15 protein-coding genes and 1 pseudogene are annotated in these 17,625 nt (G+C 60.6%); 10 read left to right on the plus strand and 6 right to left on the minus strand.

All coding sequences use genetic code 11. The features are described from left to right. Positions 1–106: 106 nt before the first annotated feature. Together J4E00_RS02915 and J4E00_RS02920 are read right to left on the minus strand one after the other, a co-directional pair. On the minus strand, positions 107–709 hold the full coding sequence (locus tag J4E00_RS02915; protein WP_208173502.1) for an HAD family hydrolase: 603 nt from the start codon (positions 707–709) through the stop codon (positions 107–109). Position 710: 1 nt separating this feature from the next. After that, on the minus strand, positions 711–1,487 hold the full coding sequence (locus J4E00_RS02920) for an ATP-grasp domain-containing protein (RefSeq protein WP_208173503.1): 777 nt from the start codon (positions 1,485–1,487) through the stop codon (positions 711–713). Positions 1,488–2,480: 993 nt separating this feature from the next. On the opposite strand from J4E00_RS02920, the pseudogene dnaK reads away from it, so the two are divergent. From dnaK to J4E00_RS02940, 4 genes and pseudogenes are all read left to right on the plus strand, one after another. Continuing rightward, positions 2,481–4,424: pseudogene (gene dnaK, locus J4E00_RS02925) on the plus strand (molecular chaperone DnaK); the annotation flags it as partial. An 81-nt stretch (positions 4,425–4,505) separates the two neighbouring features. Beyond that, a complete protein-coding gene (locus tag J4E00_RS02930) occupies positions 4,506–5,279 on the plus strand; it encodes a hypothetical protein (RefSeq protein ID WP_208173505.1) in 774 nt (257 codons plus the stop codon). 68 nt (positions 5,280–5,347) lie between these two features. Further along, positions 5,348–6,004 (plus strand): hypothetical protein, encoded by a 657-nt coding sequence (locus J4E00_RS02935; protein ID WP_208173506.1) that lies wholly within the window; start codon positions 5,348–5,350, stop codon positions 6,002–6,004. Positions 6,005–6,352: 348 nt separating this feature from the next. After that, the gene (locus J4E00_RS02940; protein WP_208173507.1) at positions 6,353–7,015 is read left to right on the plus strand and encodes a hypothetical protein; all 663 of its coding nucleotides are present in this window, start codon (positions 6,353–6,355) and stop codon (positions 7,013–7,015) included. A gap of 87 nt (positions 7,016–7,102) precedes the next feature. On the opposite strand, the gene J4E00_RS02945 is transcribed toward J4E00_RS02940, so the two are convergent. After that, the gene (locus tag J4E00_RS02945) at positions 7,103–8,218 is read right to left on the minus strand and encodes an endonuclease/exonuclease/phosphatase family protein (protein WP_208173508.1); all 1,116 of its coding nucleotides are present in this window, start codon (positions 8,216–8,218) and stop codon (positions 7,103–7,105) included. 98 nt (positions 8,219–8,316) lie between these two features. Next, complete coding sequence (purE, locus tag J4E00_RS02950) at positions 8,317–8,802, minus strand: 5-(carboxyamino)imidazole ribonucleotide mutase (protein WP_236049439.1); 486 nt, start codon at positions 8,800–8,802, stop codon at positions 8,317–8,319. Positions 8,803–9,001: 199 nt separating this feature from the next. Between purE and J4E00_RS02955 the strand changes: the two genes are divergently transcribed. Then, complete coding sequence (locus J4E00_RS02955) at positions 9,002–9,622, plus strand: MarC family protein (protein ID WP_208173510.1); 621 nt, start codon at positions 9,002–9,004, stop codon at positions 9,620–9,622. Between the two features lie 89 nt (positions 9,623–9,711). Here J4E00_RS02955 and J4E00_RS02960 read toward each other — a convergent pair whose 3' ends face one another. Together J4E00_RS02960 and J4E00_RS02965 are read right to left on the minus strand one after the other, a co-directional pair. Next, a complete protein-coding gene (locus tag J4E00_RS02960; RefSeq protein WP_208173511.1) occupies positions 9,712–10,389 on the minus strand; it encodes a response regulator transcription factor in 678 nt (225 codons plus the stop codon). Positions 10,390–10,549: 160 nt separating this feature from the next. Beyond that, the gene (locus J4E00_RS02965) at positions 10,550–12,016 is read right to left on the minus strand and encodes a sensor histidine kinase (RefSeq protein ID WP_208173512.1); all 1,467 of its coding nucleotides are present in this window, start codon (positions 12,014–12,016) and stop codon (positions 10,550–10,552) included. 150 nt (positions 12,017–12,166) lie between these two features. Here J4E00_RS02965 and J4E00_RS02970 point away from each other — a divergent pair, with 150 nt between their 5' ends. From J4E00_RS02970 to J4E00_RS02990, 5 genes are all read left to right on the plus strand, one after another. After that, entirely contained in the window at positions 12,167–12,952 is a 786-nt protein-coding gene (locus tag J4E00_RS02970; RefSeq protein ID WP_208173513.1) for a GLPGLI family protein, read from the plus strand. Positions 12,953–12,960: 8 nt separating this feature from the next. Beyond that, positions 12,961–15,714, plus strand: coding sequence for an outer membrane beta-barrel protein (locus J4E00_RS02975; RefSeq protein WP_208173514.1), 2,754 nt, complete (start codon positions 12,961–12,963; stop codon positions 15,712–15,714). A 215-nt stretch (positions 15,715–15,929) separates the two neighbouring features. Continuing rightward, positions 15,930–16,958 carry a uroporphyrinogen decarboxylase gene (gene hemE / locus J4E00_RS02980; RefSeq protein ID WP_208173789.1) on the plus strand — a complete coding sequence of 343 codons (1,029 nt, stop codon included), beginning with the start codon at positions 15,930–15,932 and terminating at the stop codon, positions 16,956–16,958. Between the two features lie 11 nt (positions 16,959–16,969). Continuing rightward, the gene (locus J4E00_RS02985) at positions 16,970–17,389 is read left to right on the plus strand and encodes a hypothetical protein (protein ID WP_208173515.1); all 420 of its coding nucleotides are present in this window, start codon (positions 16,970–16,972) and stop codon (positions 17,387–17,389) included. A 20-nt stretch (positions 17,390–17,409) separates the two neighbouring features. Then, positions 17,410–17,607, plus strand: a complete 198-nt coding sequence (locus J4E00_RS02990) for a hypothetical protein (RefSeq protein WP_208173516.1) — start codon at positions 17,410–17,412, stop codon at positions 17,605–17,607. Positions 17,608–17,625: the final 18 nt, after the last annotated feature.

Genomic DNA, 17,625 nt, shown 5'->3' on the forward strand with positions numbered 1-17,625 from the left:
GTTGGACAGCAATGGGTGGCAGCAGTGCGACTCCTCACATATCGGTGGCTGCGCCATTTGCGCAGTCCGCTCTGTCAATTAACGATTGAGACGCGAAGGGCCGCATCTACAGCCTATGCCCCCGGTCATCACCAGGTAGAAACTGCTGCTGCCAAAGACGCTTCTCGATGCTCCTGACGCTTGCCACATCTTTCAACGAATGTAAATACTGCGCAAGAATCAGTAATTCGCTATCACCCGGGTCGCCCAGAAACGGCGTGGGATAAATGGCGTTTCCGTAGCAGTTGCGCACTTTTTCTGGTGTGTCGTCCACAATAAGTACCCGGTGGGCATCGTAGCCGAGTCGCCTTACTTTTTTGAGCAGCTTGGCATATTCGTGATGGCTGAACCCATCCGGATTGTAATCGCCATACCCGTCATTCTGCCGTGAAACCAGTGGCGTGCAGCGCGAACGACCCCACACAAACACCGGCTTCATTTCCAGCGGGAATATTTGCGCCACCACCTGCTTCACGTAGTCGTCGCTGGCCGACGACCACACGGCTAGGTCGAATTTCTCCGCGCACGCGGCCAGAAACGCATCCAGCCCGGGCCGCTTATACACGTAATAATGGTAGAGCTGAAACGCGAAATCATCGCCGAGTTTGGTTGCCGTGGCGTGAATTAACGTTTCGTCAAGGTCCAGAATCAGCAGGATTTTGCTCGTCATTTTAGTAAGCCCCGGCTCTGTTGCTTGCCTGTTCAGACAGGTATTTTACCGCTGTTTCGTACAGCTCCGCCACCGTCCATTCTTTGGTGTCGGAAACCTGGCCATCGCCCACCTCTATCACAAGGGGTTTGCCCTTGAAGTCAAAGGCCACGTCGATGGTGTAGAACCAACGAGTCTGCAAGGCTGGCAAAACCGCAGCTAGCTCCGCCGGAAACTTCTGCCCACCCGCGCCAAACACCCGTCCGCGCACAGCAAAAAACCGCTGTTCGGGCTGAGGAGACAGCTTAATGAATTCGCGCACAAAAAAGGCATCGTCCGGGTCAATGGCGTGCTTCCTGACCAGCTGTTCGAGCTCAGCCAGCGAAGTAACCACCGAATCGGAGCCGTAGGACTTGCTCAATCCTTTGATAAAGCAGCACCCGTGTTGGCGCACCAGGGCCATGGTGCCGCCCCGCTCCTCACTGGGCACGAAATAGCTTTTCGGCGTGAAGGCGGCAATGGTCTCGTACCAGCCAAGCGCAGAATGCGAATCGAGGTACATGGTCAGCGGCACGAGCAACGGCGTCAGAGCCTCCAGCTTCTGGTATTCCGGGCCTGTCAGCATCCACCCGCGGTACAGGCTGGGATACTCCGGGTTCAGCGGCTGATAAAGCTTCTCCCGTTCGGCATCGTAGAGGCTCACGGTATGTCCTTGCTGCTGGGCCACGGCCATTTCCTCTTGCCACATCGGGTCAACCACGCGCTGGTAGGGCAGGCTGGGAAGGATAATATTGAGCATGACTGGCGGAGAATTATGACCCGAAAGTAATGGGTGACCCAGTCACAGCGCTGCAACGAACTGGTAAGTACCTCATCAAAACCGACAGCAAAAATTGTAAAGCTGTAGCCACTAAAGACACCTACGCGCTTCCACTGCCACGGTGCTCTCCAGCCTCGCCAAAGCCCTCGACGCCAACTTCCCCGACGATATCGAATACAAAGCCGAGCTGCGGGCCGCCGGCATCCAGAAGTAGGCCGTTTTGCCCGTAAATGCCAGCGGCAGCTCCGTTAACGGGGCCGCCGCTTGGCGTTTGGGGGAGGCTATTCAGCAGGTTCGGGGGGGTTCTAGGTCGTTTGTAGATTTGCTGAAATGAAAAACTTGAAAGCACTAGCCATTTTGTTTAAGCTCGGAGCAATTGTTTTGCTTATAACCTGCCCTATAATTATAATCGGCGAGGATACAAGAGACGTGTATCTGATTAGGGAGCAGTTTAGCGAAATAATGTATTACCACGAATGCTCCATTTCCACAGCAACATTTCTAATCTGTTATACAGTAGCATTACTGCTCCTTTTTATTAATTGGCGTTATCAATTTCTACTTTTATCTACTTACTCATCACTATTTGTTTTTGCTTGGTATACCTTCTTTTTTTTAGGGCCATTCCCACTTTGTGAAATAGATACTTCCTCCTTTGTGCATCACGTTGCTGCATTAATAGTGCTGTTCTTATTGTCTGCGCTCATTCGATACCGACATGGGCATGGTAGGGATGCTATAGTTTCTGTACAACAAGAGTAGTCTGCTTCAGACCGTCATCCCTGCACCCCTGTCAGGCCCGCCTCGCTCCTTCTCCCCAAAACCGGCCACCCCGGCACCGAACCTGGGTTTTGGCTAGAAATCGGTGACAGTTTGTCACCAAAACGGGGCTGGTACGTTGCTTGTAATCGTCGGGCAGCGGCTGCAAAGCCCGCTTTGACCTGACATTCCACTCCTAACCAACCAACACCCAAAAACATGGGCAAAATAATCGGCATTGACCTCGGCACCACCAACTCGTGCGTGGCCGTGATGGAAGGCAACGAACCCGTTGTGATTCCGAACAGCGAAGGCCGCCGCACCACCCCCAGCATCGTTGCATTTCTCGACGGGGGCAAGGGCGAGCGCAAAGTGGGCGACCCCGCCAAGCGCCAGGCCGTGACCAACCCCCAGAATACGATTTCCAGCATCAAGCGCTTCATGGGCCGCCACTTCAACGAGGTGACCGCCGAGCAGAAGCACGTTTCCTACCAGGTAGTAGCCGGCCCCAACAACACGGTAGCTGTGAAAATCGGCGACCGCAACTACACGCCCCAGGAAATTTCGGCCATGGTGCTTCAGAAAATGAAGCAAACCGCTGAGGACTACCTCGGCACGACCGTAACCGAAGCCGTTATCACGGTACCCGCTTACTTCAACGATGCCCAGCGTCAGGCCACCAAAGAAGCTGGTGCCATCGCCGGCCTCGACGTGAAGCGCATCATCAACGAGCCCACCGCCGCTGCCCTGGCTTACGGCCTCGACAAGAAGCACAAAGACCAGAAAATCGCCGTGTACGACCTCGGTGGTGGTACGTTCGATATCTCCATTCTGGAGCTGGGCGATGGCGTGTTTGAAGTACTGAGCACCAACGGTGATACCCACCTTGGCGGCGACGACTTCGACCAGGTTATCATCAATTTCCTGGCCGACCAGTTCAAGTCGGACAACGAAGGCCTCGACCTGCGCAATGACCCCATGGCCCTGCAGCGCCTCAAGGAAGCCGCTGAGAAAGCCAAAGTGGAGCTCTCCAGCTCGACCGAAACCGAAATCAACCTGCCTTACATCACTGCTACGGCCTCGGGTCCTAAGCACTTGGTGGTGAAGCTGAGCCGCGCTAAATTTGAGCAGCTCGCCGACGACCTCGTGCGCCGCTCGATGGAGCCCGTGAAACAGGCGCTGAAAGACGCGGGCTTGTCGACTTCGGACATCAACGAGGTTATCCTCGTGGGTGGTTCGACCCGCATTCCCCGCATCCAGGAGGAAGTGGAGAAATTCTTCGGCAAGAAGCCTTCCAAAGGCGTCAACCCCGACGAAGTGGTGGCCATCGGTGCTGCTATCCAAGGCGGTGTACTCACCGGTGAGGTGAAAGACGTACTGCTGCTCGACGTGACTCCGCTGGCCCTTGGCATTGAAACGCTGGGCGGTGTGATGCACCGTCTCATCGAAGCCAACACGACCATCCCGACCAAGAAATCGGAGACTTACTCGACGGCTTCCGACAACCAGCCCTCGGTAGAAATCCACGTGCTGCAAGGCGACCGTCCGGTGGCCAGCCAGAACCGCACCATTGGTAAGTTCCACCTCGATGGCATTATGCCTGCTCAGCGCGGCGTGCCCCAGATTGAGGTAACGTTTGACATCGACGCCAACGGCATCCTGAACGTAACCGCTAAGGACAAAGGCACCGGCAAAGAGCAGAAAATCCGCATCGAAGCCAGCTCCGGCCTGAGCGAAGACGACATCAAGCGCATGCGCGATGAAGCTGCCGCCAATGCTGAATCCGACAAAGCCGAAACCGAGCGCATCGGCAAGGTGAATGCCGCCGACTCGATGATTTTCCAAACCGAGAAGCAGCTGAAAGAGTACGGCGACAAGCTGAGCGGTGGCAACAAAACTGCCATCGAAGGTGCACTGGCCGACCTCAAATCGGCTCACGAAGCCAAAGACCTCGCCCGCATCGACACCGCTCTGGAGGCCATCAACGCCGCTTGGCAGGCTGCTTCGCAGGAGATGTACGCCGCTGGCGGTGGCGAAGGTGGCCAGCCCGGTGCCGGTGGCTTCCCCGGCGGCGACGGCCAGCCCAACGGCAGTGCCCAAGGCCAGCCCGCTGACCACGTAACCGACGTGGACTACGAAGAAGTAGACGGCAAATAAGAATTGCGGATTCCGCGGATTTTATGAACTGGTTAAAAGGCCGGAAGCAATGCTTCCGGCCTTTTTTTGTAGGTTTATGGCATGTTGAGCAGCTGGAATTTCAGGCTTTTTCTGTTTGGCTTTTTGCTGTTGTTGCGGGCAGGTGCAGCGGTGGCGCAGGAGAAGCCGGCACTGGGTGGTGTGGGGGCAGCCCCAGCTCCCAAAATTGCCGTGCCGCTGGCGATACGGCCCAGCACGGCCGATACCTCACGGTTTCCGCTTACCTATTGCATGGCCCTGCCTTCGCTCACGCCCGGGCAGTGGGAGCAAGATTATAAGCGCTACGAGCGGCTGCTGGCCCCGGAAATCAAGGCCACGCAGGCGGGGCTCGACTTTGTGGCGGCTACCGGCGTACGGACCTGGTGGTGCGCCAACTCAGCCAGCCCTCATGCCCAGCTCGATACCGCCACGCGCATTGCCGACCCGCAACGGTTGGTGGGCGAATGGCACAGCGTAGCCAACCGCCTCATTACCCACATCGACTCGTTCTCGCTGGCCGACCAGCGGTTTTACCGCAGTGCGGTGGCCCAGGATGTACCCGGCGCGGCCACTCTCACTTTTACCAGCAACACGTTGGAAATGGCTCCGGCCTCGCTGCGCAAGAAGCGGGCAAATAAAAATTTCGTTCTGCTCAACCAGCGCTACCTGCTGCTGTACGGGACGGCAAAACGCAACGGTACGGTGTCGCTGATGGGCCTGGACTCCGCAGGCCGGCTGATAATAAACGCCAACTCCGTGACTGAGCGGAGCGTGCGCGGGCAGTACCTGACTTACCAAACGGTGGTACGCCAGCTCATTTGTGAGCGCGGGAAGTGAGCCCAGGCCGGTCCGGCCTTTTTTATGTTCTTTTGTTTGGCCACGTCTTGTGGTTATTAGCGCACTTTATGCCCGAGTTCCAGACCTATCAGTCCTATCCATCAGAAGCGGCGGCGGAGCCTTTGCTGGCGCTGTTGCGGCAGCGGGCAATTCCGTTCGAAACGGGCGTAAATACGGGAGAGGCCGTCTTCAACCCTGCTTTCACCTTTCATAACACCTTCGCCACGTTTGAAGTGAAGCTGCACGGGGGCGACTTTGAATGGGTGCGCCGACTGGAGGAGGACGCCAACCGCGAGGCACTGGCCGCCATCAGCCCCGACCATTACCTGTTCACTTTCACCGATGCGGAGCTGTTCGACCTGCTGGCCAAGCCCGAAGAATGGAGCAATCTCGACGTGACACTGGCCGGGCAAATCCTGCGGCAGCGGGGCCGCGATGTATCCGTCGAGGCCATTCGGCAACTGCGGCAACACCGTGTTGCAACGTTGGCCCAGCCCGAAGCCTCCGGCAACAGCCTCATTATTTGGGGCTACGGGCTGGCGCTGCTCGGCGGACCGCTGTCCATCATCATCGGCTGGAACCTGTATGCCCACAAAAAGACCCTAGCCGATGGGCGGCAGGTATACGCCCACACCACCCAGGACCGGGTGCACGGCCTGCGCATCATGACGCTGGGCGTGGCCTGCCTGCTGCTCTGGATTGCCGTCCGCTTCTGGCTGCAGTAGCCGTAAAGGCGGGTTGACAGGTTTTCTTGGTTGGTGTACGGACGGTTCCGGTCGGACTGGTTATCGTTACCAGGTTATCGTCGCCCGATGCGGCTGTGGGAGGGCGCCCCTCAACCAGTCGGACGGCTGCGCCGTTGGGCCAGAAATGCCAAATCCATGTACCAATTCAGGAAGGGCGCTGGCGGATTTTCGTCTTTGCCACTGCTCAGCATAAACAGCCTGGTGATTTACCGCTGTTTTTTAAGAATCGACGGGGATTTGTGTCCATTCAACAATGGTTCGCGTAAGCACGCCCATAGTCGCGAATGGCCTTTCACACTTCGCTTTCGCCTTTATTGATTCCTTTTTATGAAAGTTTCTTCTCTCCTATCGCCCGCCCGCGCTCTGGCGCTGGGCACTCTTCTGATTGCCGCCAATGCCTGTAGCGTGAGTGAGCAGGTAAAGGACAAACCCACCGGCAAAAACGCATCGGCCGAGGCCATGGAAAATGAGGCCTATACGCTGATGCAATACCGCCTCAACTTTGTAGACGAAGCCACACTTGGCGGCCAAGACATTCTCTTTGTGCGTCAGGCGTCGGATATTCCTTCGCCCCAGCAGGAGCAGCTGCAAACAGCCCTAAAAAAAGGCCTTCTGCCGCTCCAGCTCAAGATGCGTGTGTATGCCCGCAACCCCAGCGTGACCAGCGTACAACTCAAACAGCTTGAATACAAGCTACTGCTCGATGGCAAGCAGCTTACCAGCGGCGTCACCGGCCTCAATACTGAGCTCGAGGCCAGCGCCATCGAGACCCTGCCCATCACCGTGAACATGAACGTGAAACCCGCCCAGCTAACCGGCAGCACTCCTGCCGCCTTCGCCGCCGGCCTCACCGATTTCACTGCCGCCAACCGCCGCCTCACGGTGCAAATCCGGCCCATATACGTTGGTAGCAACGGCCGCCAGGCCCCTGCTTCCGCCTATGAAACCGTGCAGCTGGTGACGGCCAAAAAGGCCGTTTCGGCGAAGTAGACACTGAGTAGACACGCCCGTAAAGCTCAAAAAAAGTCATGCCAGGCGGAGCCGAGGCATGACTTTTTTTTGAGCTTTACCATTTGCTTACTCCCCCAGAAACACGTCCTCGACGCCTTCTTCAATCTTTTCCTCCGCTTCTTCCTCGTCGTCGGCATCGGCTTCTTCCAGTTCCAATTCCTGCTCTTGCCACCCAGTAGGCTCGTAGCTGAGCCGGATGTAGATGGGGTAATGGTCGGAGCCAATGTGGGTGAGGCGGTGCAGGTCCTGCAAGCGAAAGTGGGCCGAGTGGAAGACGTGGTCGAGGGGCCAGCGCAGTAGCTTATGGTCGGCATGGAAGGTGGGCAGCAGGCCGCGACCAATACGCGGGTCGAGCAGGCGCGAGAGGCGCCGGAACAGCTCGGACGTATGCGACCAAGCCACATCGTTGAGGTCGCCGGCGACCACGGTCGGGCCATCGTGCTCCTGAATCATCTTGCCTACCATGAGCAGCTCGGCGTCGCGGCGGGCACTGTTTTTCGATTCCTGCGGGGCCGGGGGCTTGGGGTGCAGGAAGTGTAGCTGCACGGGCAAGCCGCTGGGAAGCACCACCCGCCCGTGAAAAGAAGGAATATCTGGGTCGAGTAGGTAACGAATTTCGGGCGCCCGTAGCGGCAGGCGCGAGAATACCAGCATGCCGTAGGTATTGGGCAGCGGGGCGTGGCAGGTATAGGGGTAGTCTTTTTCGATGCGCTGGAGTTGGCTTAGCCACCAGTCATCGGTTTCGACGGCCAGCACGATGTCGGGCCGCAGGTTGTGGATGTGGCCCACGCAGCGCGAAGCGTCACGATTGTACATGAGCACGTTGGCCACCATCAGGCTGAGGTGGAAGTCGTCGTCATCGTCGGGGCGGCGGGCATCGCTCACCTGCTTGCGGTGCAGCGGCGTGTAGGGCCAGATGCGGCTGAGCTGATAGACGATGGCCACGCCCAGGCTCACCACAAAGAAGCTGTGGCCGAAGCTGCGCGGCGTGGGCAGTGCCAGGGCACCAACCAGGCTCAAGACCAATCCGGCCACAATTTGCAGGCGCGGGAAGTCGCAAATCCGAATCCACCACGCCGTTTGGCGGAAGATGGGCAGCAGCGTTACCAACAGGCCCAGGCTGCCCAAAATCCACGTAGCCCAATGGCCAGTGGCTAGTAATGCAGAGAGAACGGTGGGCATTGAATAGGGGTGGGAATTTGAATAGTAGCGGCCAGGAACTCACCTGTCATCCTGCGCTCGTCTGGCGCGCATTAAACGAAATCAGTCTGATTCCGCGGCTACACATCGTCCTGAAATCCGCCTTTGCGCAATTCCTCAATCGTGCGCATCACCCGGTCTTTCATAGTAGCGCGGTATTTTTCCAGCGCATCGGCCAGGCGAGCGTTGTTGATGGCCAGCATTTGGGTGGCCAGCACGGCAGCGTTGGTGGCATTGTCGAGCCCGACGGTGGCCACGGGCGTGCCGGCCGGCATCTGTATCATGCTCAGAATGGAGTCGAGCCCCTGAATGGACAACGTGCTGTTGATGGGCACCCCGATGACGGGCAGCGTGGTGAAGGCCGCTACCATACCCGGTAAGTGAGCCGCGCCCCCTCCGCCCGCGATGAGCACGCGCAGGCCACGCTTGCGGGCGTTTTCGGCGTACTCCACCATGCGGTGGGGCGTGCGATGCGGCGATACCAACGTAATGTCGTAGGGAATGCCGAACTGGCGGAGCAAATCGGCAGCGGCCGACATGATTTTCAGGTCCGACTTCGACCCCATGATGATGCCCACAATGGGGGTTTCGGTGGCGGGGCGGTCGTCGGGGCCGCCTGGGGCGGCCGTTGCGGAAGTATCAGGAAACATCAAGTGGGAAGCAAAAAAGTAAGTTGTTGCCCTACGGCGAAAGCTGGGGCGTAGTTGGGGCAGCAAAATAGGGCTTTTCTGCCTGCCCCCGCCCCTACCCTTACCTTTGCAGGCTATGGAAGTTCTGCTCGCCACCTTCACCACCCTGTTTTCCATCGTCAACCCCTTCGGGGCCATGCCGGTGTTCCTCACCCTCACGGCCGATGACCGGGCCTCCGAACGGGCCCGCACGGCCCTGCGCGCCTGCATCTACATGGTGGCCATTCTGAGCGTGGCCTTTTTTGGCGGGCAGTATATTCTCAACTTTTTCGGCATCAGCATTCAGCACCTGCGCATTGCGGGCGGCATCCTGCTCATGCGCTCGGCCTTCGAATTGCTTACGCCCGGCGCCAACCGCGACCGGGTGGGCCCCGATGCCCTCGAGGAAAGCAAGCACAAGGACGACATCAGCTTTACGCCGCTGGCCATGCCCATGCTCTCGGGGCCGGGCTCCATGGCCCTGTGCATCGGCCTTATCCGGCCCACTTATGTAGATAAAGCCATGACCGTGGCCGGCTTCGTGCTGGTGGCGCTGGCGGCTTTTATTATCCTCATTTTTTCGTTGCGCCTCACGCGGGTGCTGGGCAAGCCGGGCATGGCGGCCATGTCGCGTATTATGGGCTTTCTCACGCTGGCCATCGGGGTAAATTTCCTGGCCTCGGCCATCAGCACGCTGTTTCCGGGCTTGGCGAAGTAGCACGAACTTTTCGTTCGCGTCCGGGCGCGTCTCGACTTGCAAAAGGCTTTAACGGCGCGGGGGCTCGAACTGAAGGTTCGCGTTATTGCTCACACGATGAGCTTGTAGCCAATGCCGCGGATGTTGACTATTTGTACCTGCGGGTCGTCTTTGAGGCAGCGGCGCAGGCGGGTGATGAAGACGTCGAGGCTGCGGCCGTTGAAAAAGGAGTCGTCGCCCCAGAGCTCGCGCAGTACGGCGGTGCGTTCCAGCACCTGGTTGCGCTGGTCATAGAGGCGCTTGAGCAACTCGGCTTCGCGGTTGGTGAGGTTTTCCTCCAGCAGGCCGAGGCGCAGCTTCTGCTTGGGATGGTCGAACTGGTAGCGGCCGATGGCGAGCGGACCGTACGGCGCGGACGCTGCCACGGGCAACCGCATGAGCAGCGCCTTGATGCGAACAATCAGCTCGTCCATGCTGAAAGGCTTTTTCAGGTAGTCGTTGCCGCCCAGCTCGAAGCCGCGCACCACATCGGCGGGCTGCGAGCGGGCCGTGAGGAAGAGAATGGGCACCGTAACGCTTTCGCGCCGGATTTGCTCGGCCAGTGAAAAGCCGTCGAGCTTGGGCATCATCACGTCGGCCACTACAATGTCGGGGCACTGCTGCCGGAACAGGTGCAGGCCCGCCTCGCCGTCGGCGGCGAACTGCACAGTGAAGCCCCGGCTCTCCAGGCTGTCTTTGACGATGAGGGCGAGCGAGGGCTCGTCTTCGATGAGGAGGATGGTGGGCATAAGCTAGTGGGTAACCTCACGGGACCCCTGCGGGGCGGCCCCTCTCCCGCGGAGCGGGGAGCCACGGCGGCGTATTATAAAATCTTGCGTTAAAAGTCGTCAGGCTCTCCCCTCCGCAGGAGAGGGGTCGCCCCGCAGGGGTCCCGTGAGGTTACCCGCGTCAGGCTGTAGCCGGAATCCAAACCTCAAACCTACTCCCCCGCCCCAGCCCGCTGCGCACATTGATGCGGCCACCGTGGCGTTCCACCACTTGCCGCACGTAGTACAAACCCAGGCCGAAGCCTTTCACGTTGTGGAGGTTGCCGGTAGGTACCCGGAAGAAGCGGTCGAAGATGGCGTGCTGGTAGCCCGGCTCGATGCCGGGGCCATTGTCGGCCACGGAAAGGAGCCAGCCGGTGGGTTCCTGCTGGCCCCGGATGGTGATGGTGACGGCTTCTTTGGAATATTTGATGGCGTTGTCGATGAGGTTGTTAATGACGTTGCCCATGTGCAGGCGGTCGAAGCTGACAAACGGGGCTGGGGCTACTTCCACGTCAAATTTCACGGTTTTGGCGGCTTGCAGCTGGTGGCGGGCTACTATTTCGGCTACCAGCTCGGCGGGTTGCACGGCTTCTGGCCGGAGTTCCAGCTGCTCCCGCTCCTCTACGGCAATGTTCAGCACCTTTTCTACGAGGTCGGACAGGCGCTGGAGCTCGGTGCGTGAGATACTGAGGTAGGTCTGGGTTTTGGCGGGGTCGTTGAGGGCACCGAAGTTTTGCAGGGCCTCCACTGCCGCCGACACCGTGGCCAGGGGCGTTTTCAACTCGTGCGTCATGTTGTTGATGAAGTCATTTTTAACGTCCGATAGCTTTTTCTGCTTCAGAATGGTGCTCAGCATCAGCAGAAAGCAGGCGGTGGTGAGGGCCAGCAGCAGGCCCGAGCCCAGCAGCAGCCCGCCCATGCGGCGCAGCACGTAGGACGTGGGCGGCTCAAACGCGGCCCGCACCTGCAGGTCCGTGACGGGGTTGAGCAGGGTGGGCGGCGTGAGCAGGGTGTAGCCGGCGGGCAGGTGGCGGGGTGGCGCCAGGGCCCGCTCGCCCCGCGCGGGCTTCAGGCGCAGGGTATCGAGCACGAAGGGAGCATCGGCCGCACGCTGGCGCAGTTCGGCGTGGTAGGCGGTGGCAAACTGGCTCAGGTCGATGGTGCGGGGGCCGGCCCAGTCGTTGATGATGAGCCGGGAAATGCTGCGCGCCAGGGTATCGACGGCGTTACCACTGCTGATTCTAGTGCTGGTGGTCGTCGTGGTTACCGTCATTTCCACCTTCTGGCGCGGGTGCCGGGGCGCCACCTTCGTGGAATCGGGCCGGGCCCGGGGTATGACCACAACGCGGTTGGGCTGGCTGGCATCGTTGCCGAACGTGGCGTAGACAATCCGCTTCGGCCGCTTGCCGGCCTGGGGCCCCAGCAGCTGGCGCGCGGCGTTCACCTGCTGGCGCTGCACTACCGTGGCCAGGGCGTCGCGCACGGTGCGGGCAAACTGGCTGGCCGTGAGCTGATAGGTAGTATAGAGCCAATACGCCTGGAAGCCGTTGATGCCCACCATACACACCACCATAAGCAGGAAAATGGAGCGAATGCGGCGTTTCATGCGGGAAGGAATCAGGTGACGGCTCGGCCAAACAAAAGTACGTAGCGAAGGGGCACGGCCCGCGCCGTTAACACTATTTAACACAGTATAACAGTACTTTACAAACGCAGTTCGGTGCTTTGTGGCGTTCAATTCAACCCCTCAGCCCTCATGAAAAACGCTGCCCCAATCCTCGCCCTCACCGCCGCCCTCGGCCTGCTGCTCGGCGGCGCGGCCACCGCCCAAACCACCGGCCACATCCAGTACGAAGTCACCAAACTCATCGACCCCAACGACATCCGCGTGGTGGTGAACGGGCAGGTGGTGAAGCCCGGCAGCCCCGATTTCCCCACCGACATTCCCATGTCGCGCACCATCGGCCTGTCGCTCACCTTCGCGGGCAGCTACGCCCGCGAGGAGCGCGAAAGCAGCGCCATCAGCACCACCACTACTTCCACCAACGGCGCGCCGGGCGTGCCCCAGACCACCGTCATCAAGCGGCCCTTTGAGGAAACCACCTACCTCGACCTGGCCGGCCGCGCCACCACCACGGTACTCACCCTGAAGGACCCGACGCCCACTGCCTACCGCAGCGACAAGCCCTTCGCCCCGGTCGCCGGCTGGAAGCTGAGTCCCCAGACGAAGAAGATTGCCGGCTACCTCTGCCACAAGGCCACGGTGCTCCTCAACAAGGAAACCTACACTGTGTGGTACACCACCGACCTGCCCTTCACCTATTCGCCCAAGCGGGAGCTGGTGCCCGAGCACGGCGTGGTGCTGGCCCTGGAAAGCGAGCGGGAGCAGTACCAGGCCACGAAAATCGATACCAAAGCGGTGCCCGAAGCCGAGGTACGCCCCGCCCAAACGGCTCAGGCAGTGACGCCCGAGGAACTAAAGGACCTGCGCGAAAAGGCCCTGGCCGACTTCCGCCAGCAGCTCATCCAGAACGAGAAATAGCCCCGTTTATGCGTCTGTTTTTTCTCTTGTGCCTGCTGGTCGGCCTCACCGCCGCGGGGAGCCGGGCGCAGGCCCCTCCCCCGCCGGGCCCGGGCACGGTGCGCGGCACCCTGGCCGATTCGGCTACCGGCAAGGCCGTGCGCGAAGCCTCGGTTTCGCTGCTGCTGGCCCACGATTCGAGCTACGTTGCGTTCGGCATCACCGACGGCGACGGGCGGTTTTTCCTGCCCAAAGTGCCGCTGGGGCAATATGTGGTATTGGTGTCGACGCTGGGCTACCGGCCCCGGCTGCTGCCGGTGGTCGTGACGGCCGCCCAGCCCACCCCCGACGTGGGCACCCTGCGCCTGGGGCCCCTCAGCCACCAGCTGGGCGAGGTGGTGGTGACCCAGGAGCGCGCCCCGGTAGACGTGCACGGCGACACGCTGGACTTCAGCGCCCGCGCCTTCAAAACCCAGCCCAACGCGGCCGTGGAGGCCCTGCTCAAGAAGCTGCCCGGCGTAGAAGTGGCCCGCGATGGCAGCATCCGGGCGCAGGGCCAGGCCGTGAGCCGGGTGCTGGTGGATGGCAAGCCCTTCTTCGGCGACGACCCCAAGCTGGCCACCCGCAACCTGCCCGCCGACATCATCGACCGGGTGCAGCTATACGACCAGCAGCACGACCAGGCCGCCTTTTCAGGCATCGACGACGGCAACCGCCAGCGCACCATCAACCTTGTAACCAAGCGCGACAAGCGCAAGGGCTGGTTCGGGGCCAACGGTGGGGGCCCGGGCACCACCGGCCGCTACCAAGCCAAGCTGGGCCTGAACCGCTTCGACAACGGCCGCCAAATCTCGGTGCTGGCCCAGGCCAACAACGTGAACGAGCCCGGCATTTCGAATAATGGCGGCCCCGCCCTCGGCGACAGCGGCCCGGACACCCAGGCGCCGGGCGGCCAGCCCGAAACCCAGCCCACTAGCATCACCGAAGCGGGCGAGGCCGGCGCCAACTACCGCGACGCCTGGGGCAAGCACGCCGAAGTAGCCACCAGCTACCTCGCCAGCCGCGCCACCGTGACCACCGACCAGCTAATCCGGCGCGAAAATGTGGCCGGCACGACGGGCCCCGAAGCCAGCGCCCCACTCATCATCACCCAACGCCTGCTCGACCGCCCCACCACCACCGGCCACCGCTTCAACCTGCGGCTCGACTACTTTCTCGACTCGCTTACTTCGCTGCGCCTCACGCCCTACGTGTGGCAGCAAACCACCGACCTCACCCGCCGGAATCAGCAGGAATCCACCAGCGGCTTGCGCCTGCTCAACCAGGGCCAGAACCAGTACGATGCCACTTTCAACAGCCTCAACGGGGGCGGCAATGCTCTGCTCATGCGCAAGTTTGCCCGGCTGGGCCGCTCCTTTTCGGCCAACCTCAACTCCACCCTCAGCTACACCGACGGCACGGCGTATAACCGCGCCACCAACACGTTTTTCGACACCCTGGGCACGGCCAGCACCCAGGTGCTCAACCAGCGCACCGAGCAGGCCACGCCCGTGCACAACCACGTGCTGAGCCTGGCCTACACCGAGCCGCTGAGCCTGCGCACCAAGCTCGACATACACTACACCGGCACCGACGCCCGCACCAGCAGCCAGCGCCGCACCACCGATTTCACCGAAGCCACCGGCCAGTACGACCGCCCCAATCCGGGCCTCAGCAACCAGTTCGTGAGCCAGTACCAGGCCCACCGGGCCGGGGCCACTCTGCAAAAGAAGCGCTTGCACTACACCATCGGCGTGGGCCTCGATGCCCTGCGCGGTGACTTGGCTGTGCACAACGAAACGGCCGACACCACCATTCGGCGGCGCTTTACCACGCTGCTGCCCAACGCCACCTTCAGCTACACCGGCCGCCACAGCCGCACGGTGCGCCTCACCTACCGCACCCGCCTGGGCCTGCCCACCGCCACCCAACTCCAACCCGTGCGCGACAACGCCAACCCGCTGAGCGTGTACGTGGGCAACCCCAGCCTGCGCCCCGAATACGTGCAGTCGCTGGCGGCCACCTACTCGCAGTTCGACGCCGCCACCCAACGCAGCGTGTTTGGCCAGCTCAACGGCAGCCGCGTCGACCACCGCATCGTGTCGGCCACCGCTTTCAGTCCCGCTGGCGTGCAAACCACCCGGCCCGTAAACGCCGACGGCTACTACAGCCTCAGCGGTTTCCTGGCGCTGGGCCAGCGGCTGGCTACTCACAAAATCAACCTCAGCCTGACCACCAACGCCGCTTTCGTGCAGTCGCCCAGCTTCGTGAACGGCGCGCTGAACACCGGCCGCACCTGGAGCCTGGGCCAAGACGCCGGCATCAATTCGGCCTTCAACGATGAGCTCGAATTCGGCCTCAACGCCAACCTGACCTACCAAACCGCCACTTACTCGCGCCTGCCCGCCCAAAACGCGGCCTACCTCACCCAAACCCTCTCGGCCAACGTCTTCTACCAGCTTCCGGCCCGCTTCGTCGTCACCTCCGACCTGTGGCTGAACAACAACACCGGCCGCGCCGCCGGCTTCAACCAGCGCATTGCCCTTTGGAACGTGGCCCTAGCCCGCCAGTTCTTCGCCAACAAGCAGGGCGAGCTCAAACTCCAGGTCTACGACCTGCTGCACCAGAACCGCAGCGTGGTCCGCAATACCACCGAAACCTACGTGGAAGACGTGCGCAGCCGCGTGTTGCAGCAGTATTTCCTCCTGAGCTTCACCTACAACCTGCGGCAGTTCGGCAAATAGCACTGTAGCGCGAACTTTCGGCTCGCGTCCCCGCGCCAGTAGCGCCGTCCAGGCATCGCGCGGGGACACGAACTAAAAGTTCGCGCTACTAGCCCATGCCGCAGCCCCAAAACAGCATTCCGCACCCTTAAAACGGTATTCTATAGCGTCAAACCCGCCCAGGCAGGCACTTTGCAAGGTCAGGCCCGCGCCTCTCCCCTACCTTTGTGCCCGATATTATGCTGAAAAACGACCTTTTCCTCCGCGCCGCTCGTGGCGAAGCCACCGAGCGCACCCCCGTTTGGCTGATGCGCCAGGCCGGCCGCATCCTGCCCGAATACCGCGCCTTGCGCGCCCGCCTCTCCGGCTTCAAAGAGCTGGTGGAAACCCCCGAGCTGGCCGCCGAAGTCACCATCCAGCCCATCGACGCGCTGGACGTGGACGCCGCCATCATCTTCTCCGACATCCTGGTGGTGCCCGATGCCATGGGCCTGCCCTACGAAATGGTGGAAGCCCGCGGCCCCCTGTTCCCCGAAGTTATCAAGTCGGCTGCCGACGTCGATAAGCTCCGCATTCCAGAGCCCGAAGAAGGCCTCGGATACGTGCTGGAGGCCCTGCGCATCACTAAAAAAGCCCTCAATGGCCGGGTACCGCTCATCGGTTTTGCTGGCGCACCCTTCACCATTCTGGCGTATATGGTGGAAGGCCACGGCTCCAAAACCTTCTCCAAAGCGCGCGCCATGCTCTACCGCGAGCCTGCTTTGGCCCACCGGCTGTTGGAGAAAATCACCCTCACTACCATTGCCTACCTGCAAGCCCAGGTAACGGCCGGGGCGCAGGTGGTTCAGGTATTCGACTCGTGGGCCGGCATCCTGCCACCCGCGCAATACACCGAGTTTTCGGCCCGCTACATCGCCCGCATTTGCGAGGCACTGGCCCCGCTGGTGCCCGTCACCGTCTTTGCCAAAGGCGCGTGGTGGGCCGTGCCAGAGTTTGCCGCCATGCCTTGCCGCACCATCGGCCTCGATTGGAACCAGGACGCCGCCCAGGTGCGTGCCCAGGCCGGCGACAAAACCCTGCAAGGCAACCTCGACCCCTGCGCTCTCTACGGCACCCCCGAGCAGGTGAAAACCGCCACCGAAGCCATGCTACGCCAGTTCGCCGGCGGCCCCCACATCGCCAACCTCGGCCACGGCGTGTACCCCGACACCAACCCCGACAACGTGCGCGTCTTCGTGGAAACGGTGAAGGCGTGGCGGGGGTAATTTATTGGCTTATGTCTGAAGATTTGGTTCTGCTTGAATTGAATGCCCGGTGGAATTGCGACCTGCCTTTTGGTTGGGTCCCCATCATCGGCCCTGCTGATAACTCAGAGGAACTGGAGATTTATGACTTGGAAGCATTTCTTGAATGGTTCGATGCCGAAACCATCAAACTACTTCTTGCAGACATATTTGACATAGCAACTGCCTATGAGATTGTGGAAGGGGGAGCAGTATCGTTTGTTGACTTAGGTAAATGTGTGTTTGGCTATAATGGCCTTGAACATATGTACACCGATGCTGCATTTCAGTTTCTCCTTTATTTCTCGCATGAGGATTCCGTAACAGCAGGCGGCAAGGAATTAATAGAAGCAATTCACCGAGCTTGGCCAGCTTACAAAAGCCACTTCTGGACCCCGGCTTCCTGGCTTTAAATCCAAACTGACTCTCTCCCATGTTCGGCCCCATTTTTTACCTCACCCTGGCCCTGCTGCTGGGCGTCCTGTTTTTCATGTGGCGCTGGTACCTGCGGAGGCCCGAGCGCACCACGGGCGAAACCATCCTCGTAGTGCTGGCTACGCTGGGCAGCCTCTCGCCCCTGGCGTTTCTGCTATATATCTACTTTATGGGGGCAGCCGCGGGCTTGAAATAACCATTCGCTCTCCCATTC

This window comes from Hymenobacter negativus, assembly GCF_017571495.1.
Taxonomy (GTDB): Bacteria; Bacteroidota; Bacteroidia; order Cytophagales; family Hymenobacteraceae; genus Hymenobacter; species Hymenobacter negativus.

Coding starts and splice junctions, on each gene's coding strand:
- J4E00_RS02915 (WP_208173502.1), bottom strand. CDS start 709: ATGACGAGCAAAATCCTGCTGATTCTGGACCTTGACGAAACGTTAATT.
- J4E00_RS02920 (WP_208173503.1), bottom strand. CDS start 1,487: ATGCTCAATATTATCCTTCCCAGCCTGCCCTACCAGCGCGTGGTTGAC.
- J4E00_RS02930 (WP_208173505.1), top strand. CDS start 4,506: ATGTTGAGCAGCTGGAATTTCAGGCTTTTTCTGTTTGGCTTTTTGCTG.
- J4E00_RS02935 (WP_208173506.1), top strand. CDS start 5,348: ATGCCCGAGTTCCAGACCTATCAGTCCTATCCATCAGAAGCGGCGGCG.
- J4E00_RS02940 (WP_208173507.1), top strand. CDS start 6,353: ATGAAAGTTTCTTCTCTCCTATCGCCCGCCCGCGCTCTGGCGCTGGGC.
- J4E00_RS02945 (WP_208173508.1), bottom strand. CDS start 8,218: ATGCCCACCGTTCTCTCTGCATTACTAGCCACTGGCCATTGGGCTACG.
- purE (WP_236049439.1), bottom strand. CDS start 8,802: ATGGGGTCGAAGTCGGACCTGAAAATCATGTCGGCCGCTGCCGATTTG.
- J4E00_RS02955 (WP_208173510.1), top strand. CDS start 9,002: ATGGAAGTTCTGCTCGCCACCTTCACCACCCTGTTTTCCATCGTCAAC.
- J4E00_RS02960 (WP_208173511.1), bottom strand. CDS start 10,389: ATGCCCACCATCCTCCTCATCGAAGACGAGCCCTCGCTCGCCCTCATC.
- J4E00_RS02965 (WP_208173512.1), bottom strand. CDS start 12,016: ATGAAACGCCGCATTCGCTCCATTTTCCTGCTTATGGTGGTGTGTATG.
- J4E00_RS02970 (WP_208173513.1), top strand. CDS start 12,167: ATGAAAAACGCTGCCCCAATCCTCGCCCTCACCGCCGCCCTCGGCCTG.
- J4E00_RS02975 (WP_208173514.1), top strand. CDS start 12,961: ATGCGTCTGTTTTTTCTCTTGTGCCTGCTGGTCGGCCTCACCGCCGCG.
- J4E00_RS02985 (WP_208173515.1), top strand. CDS start 16,970: ATGTCTGAAGATTTGGTTCTGCTTGAATTGAATGCCCGGTGGAATTGC.
- J4E00_RS02990 (WP_208173516.1), top strand. CDS start 17,410: ATGTTCGGCCCCATTTTTTACCTCACCCTGGCCCTGCTGCTGGGCGTC.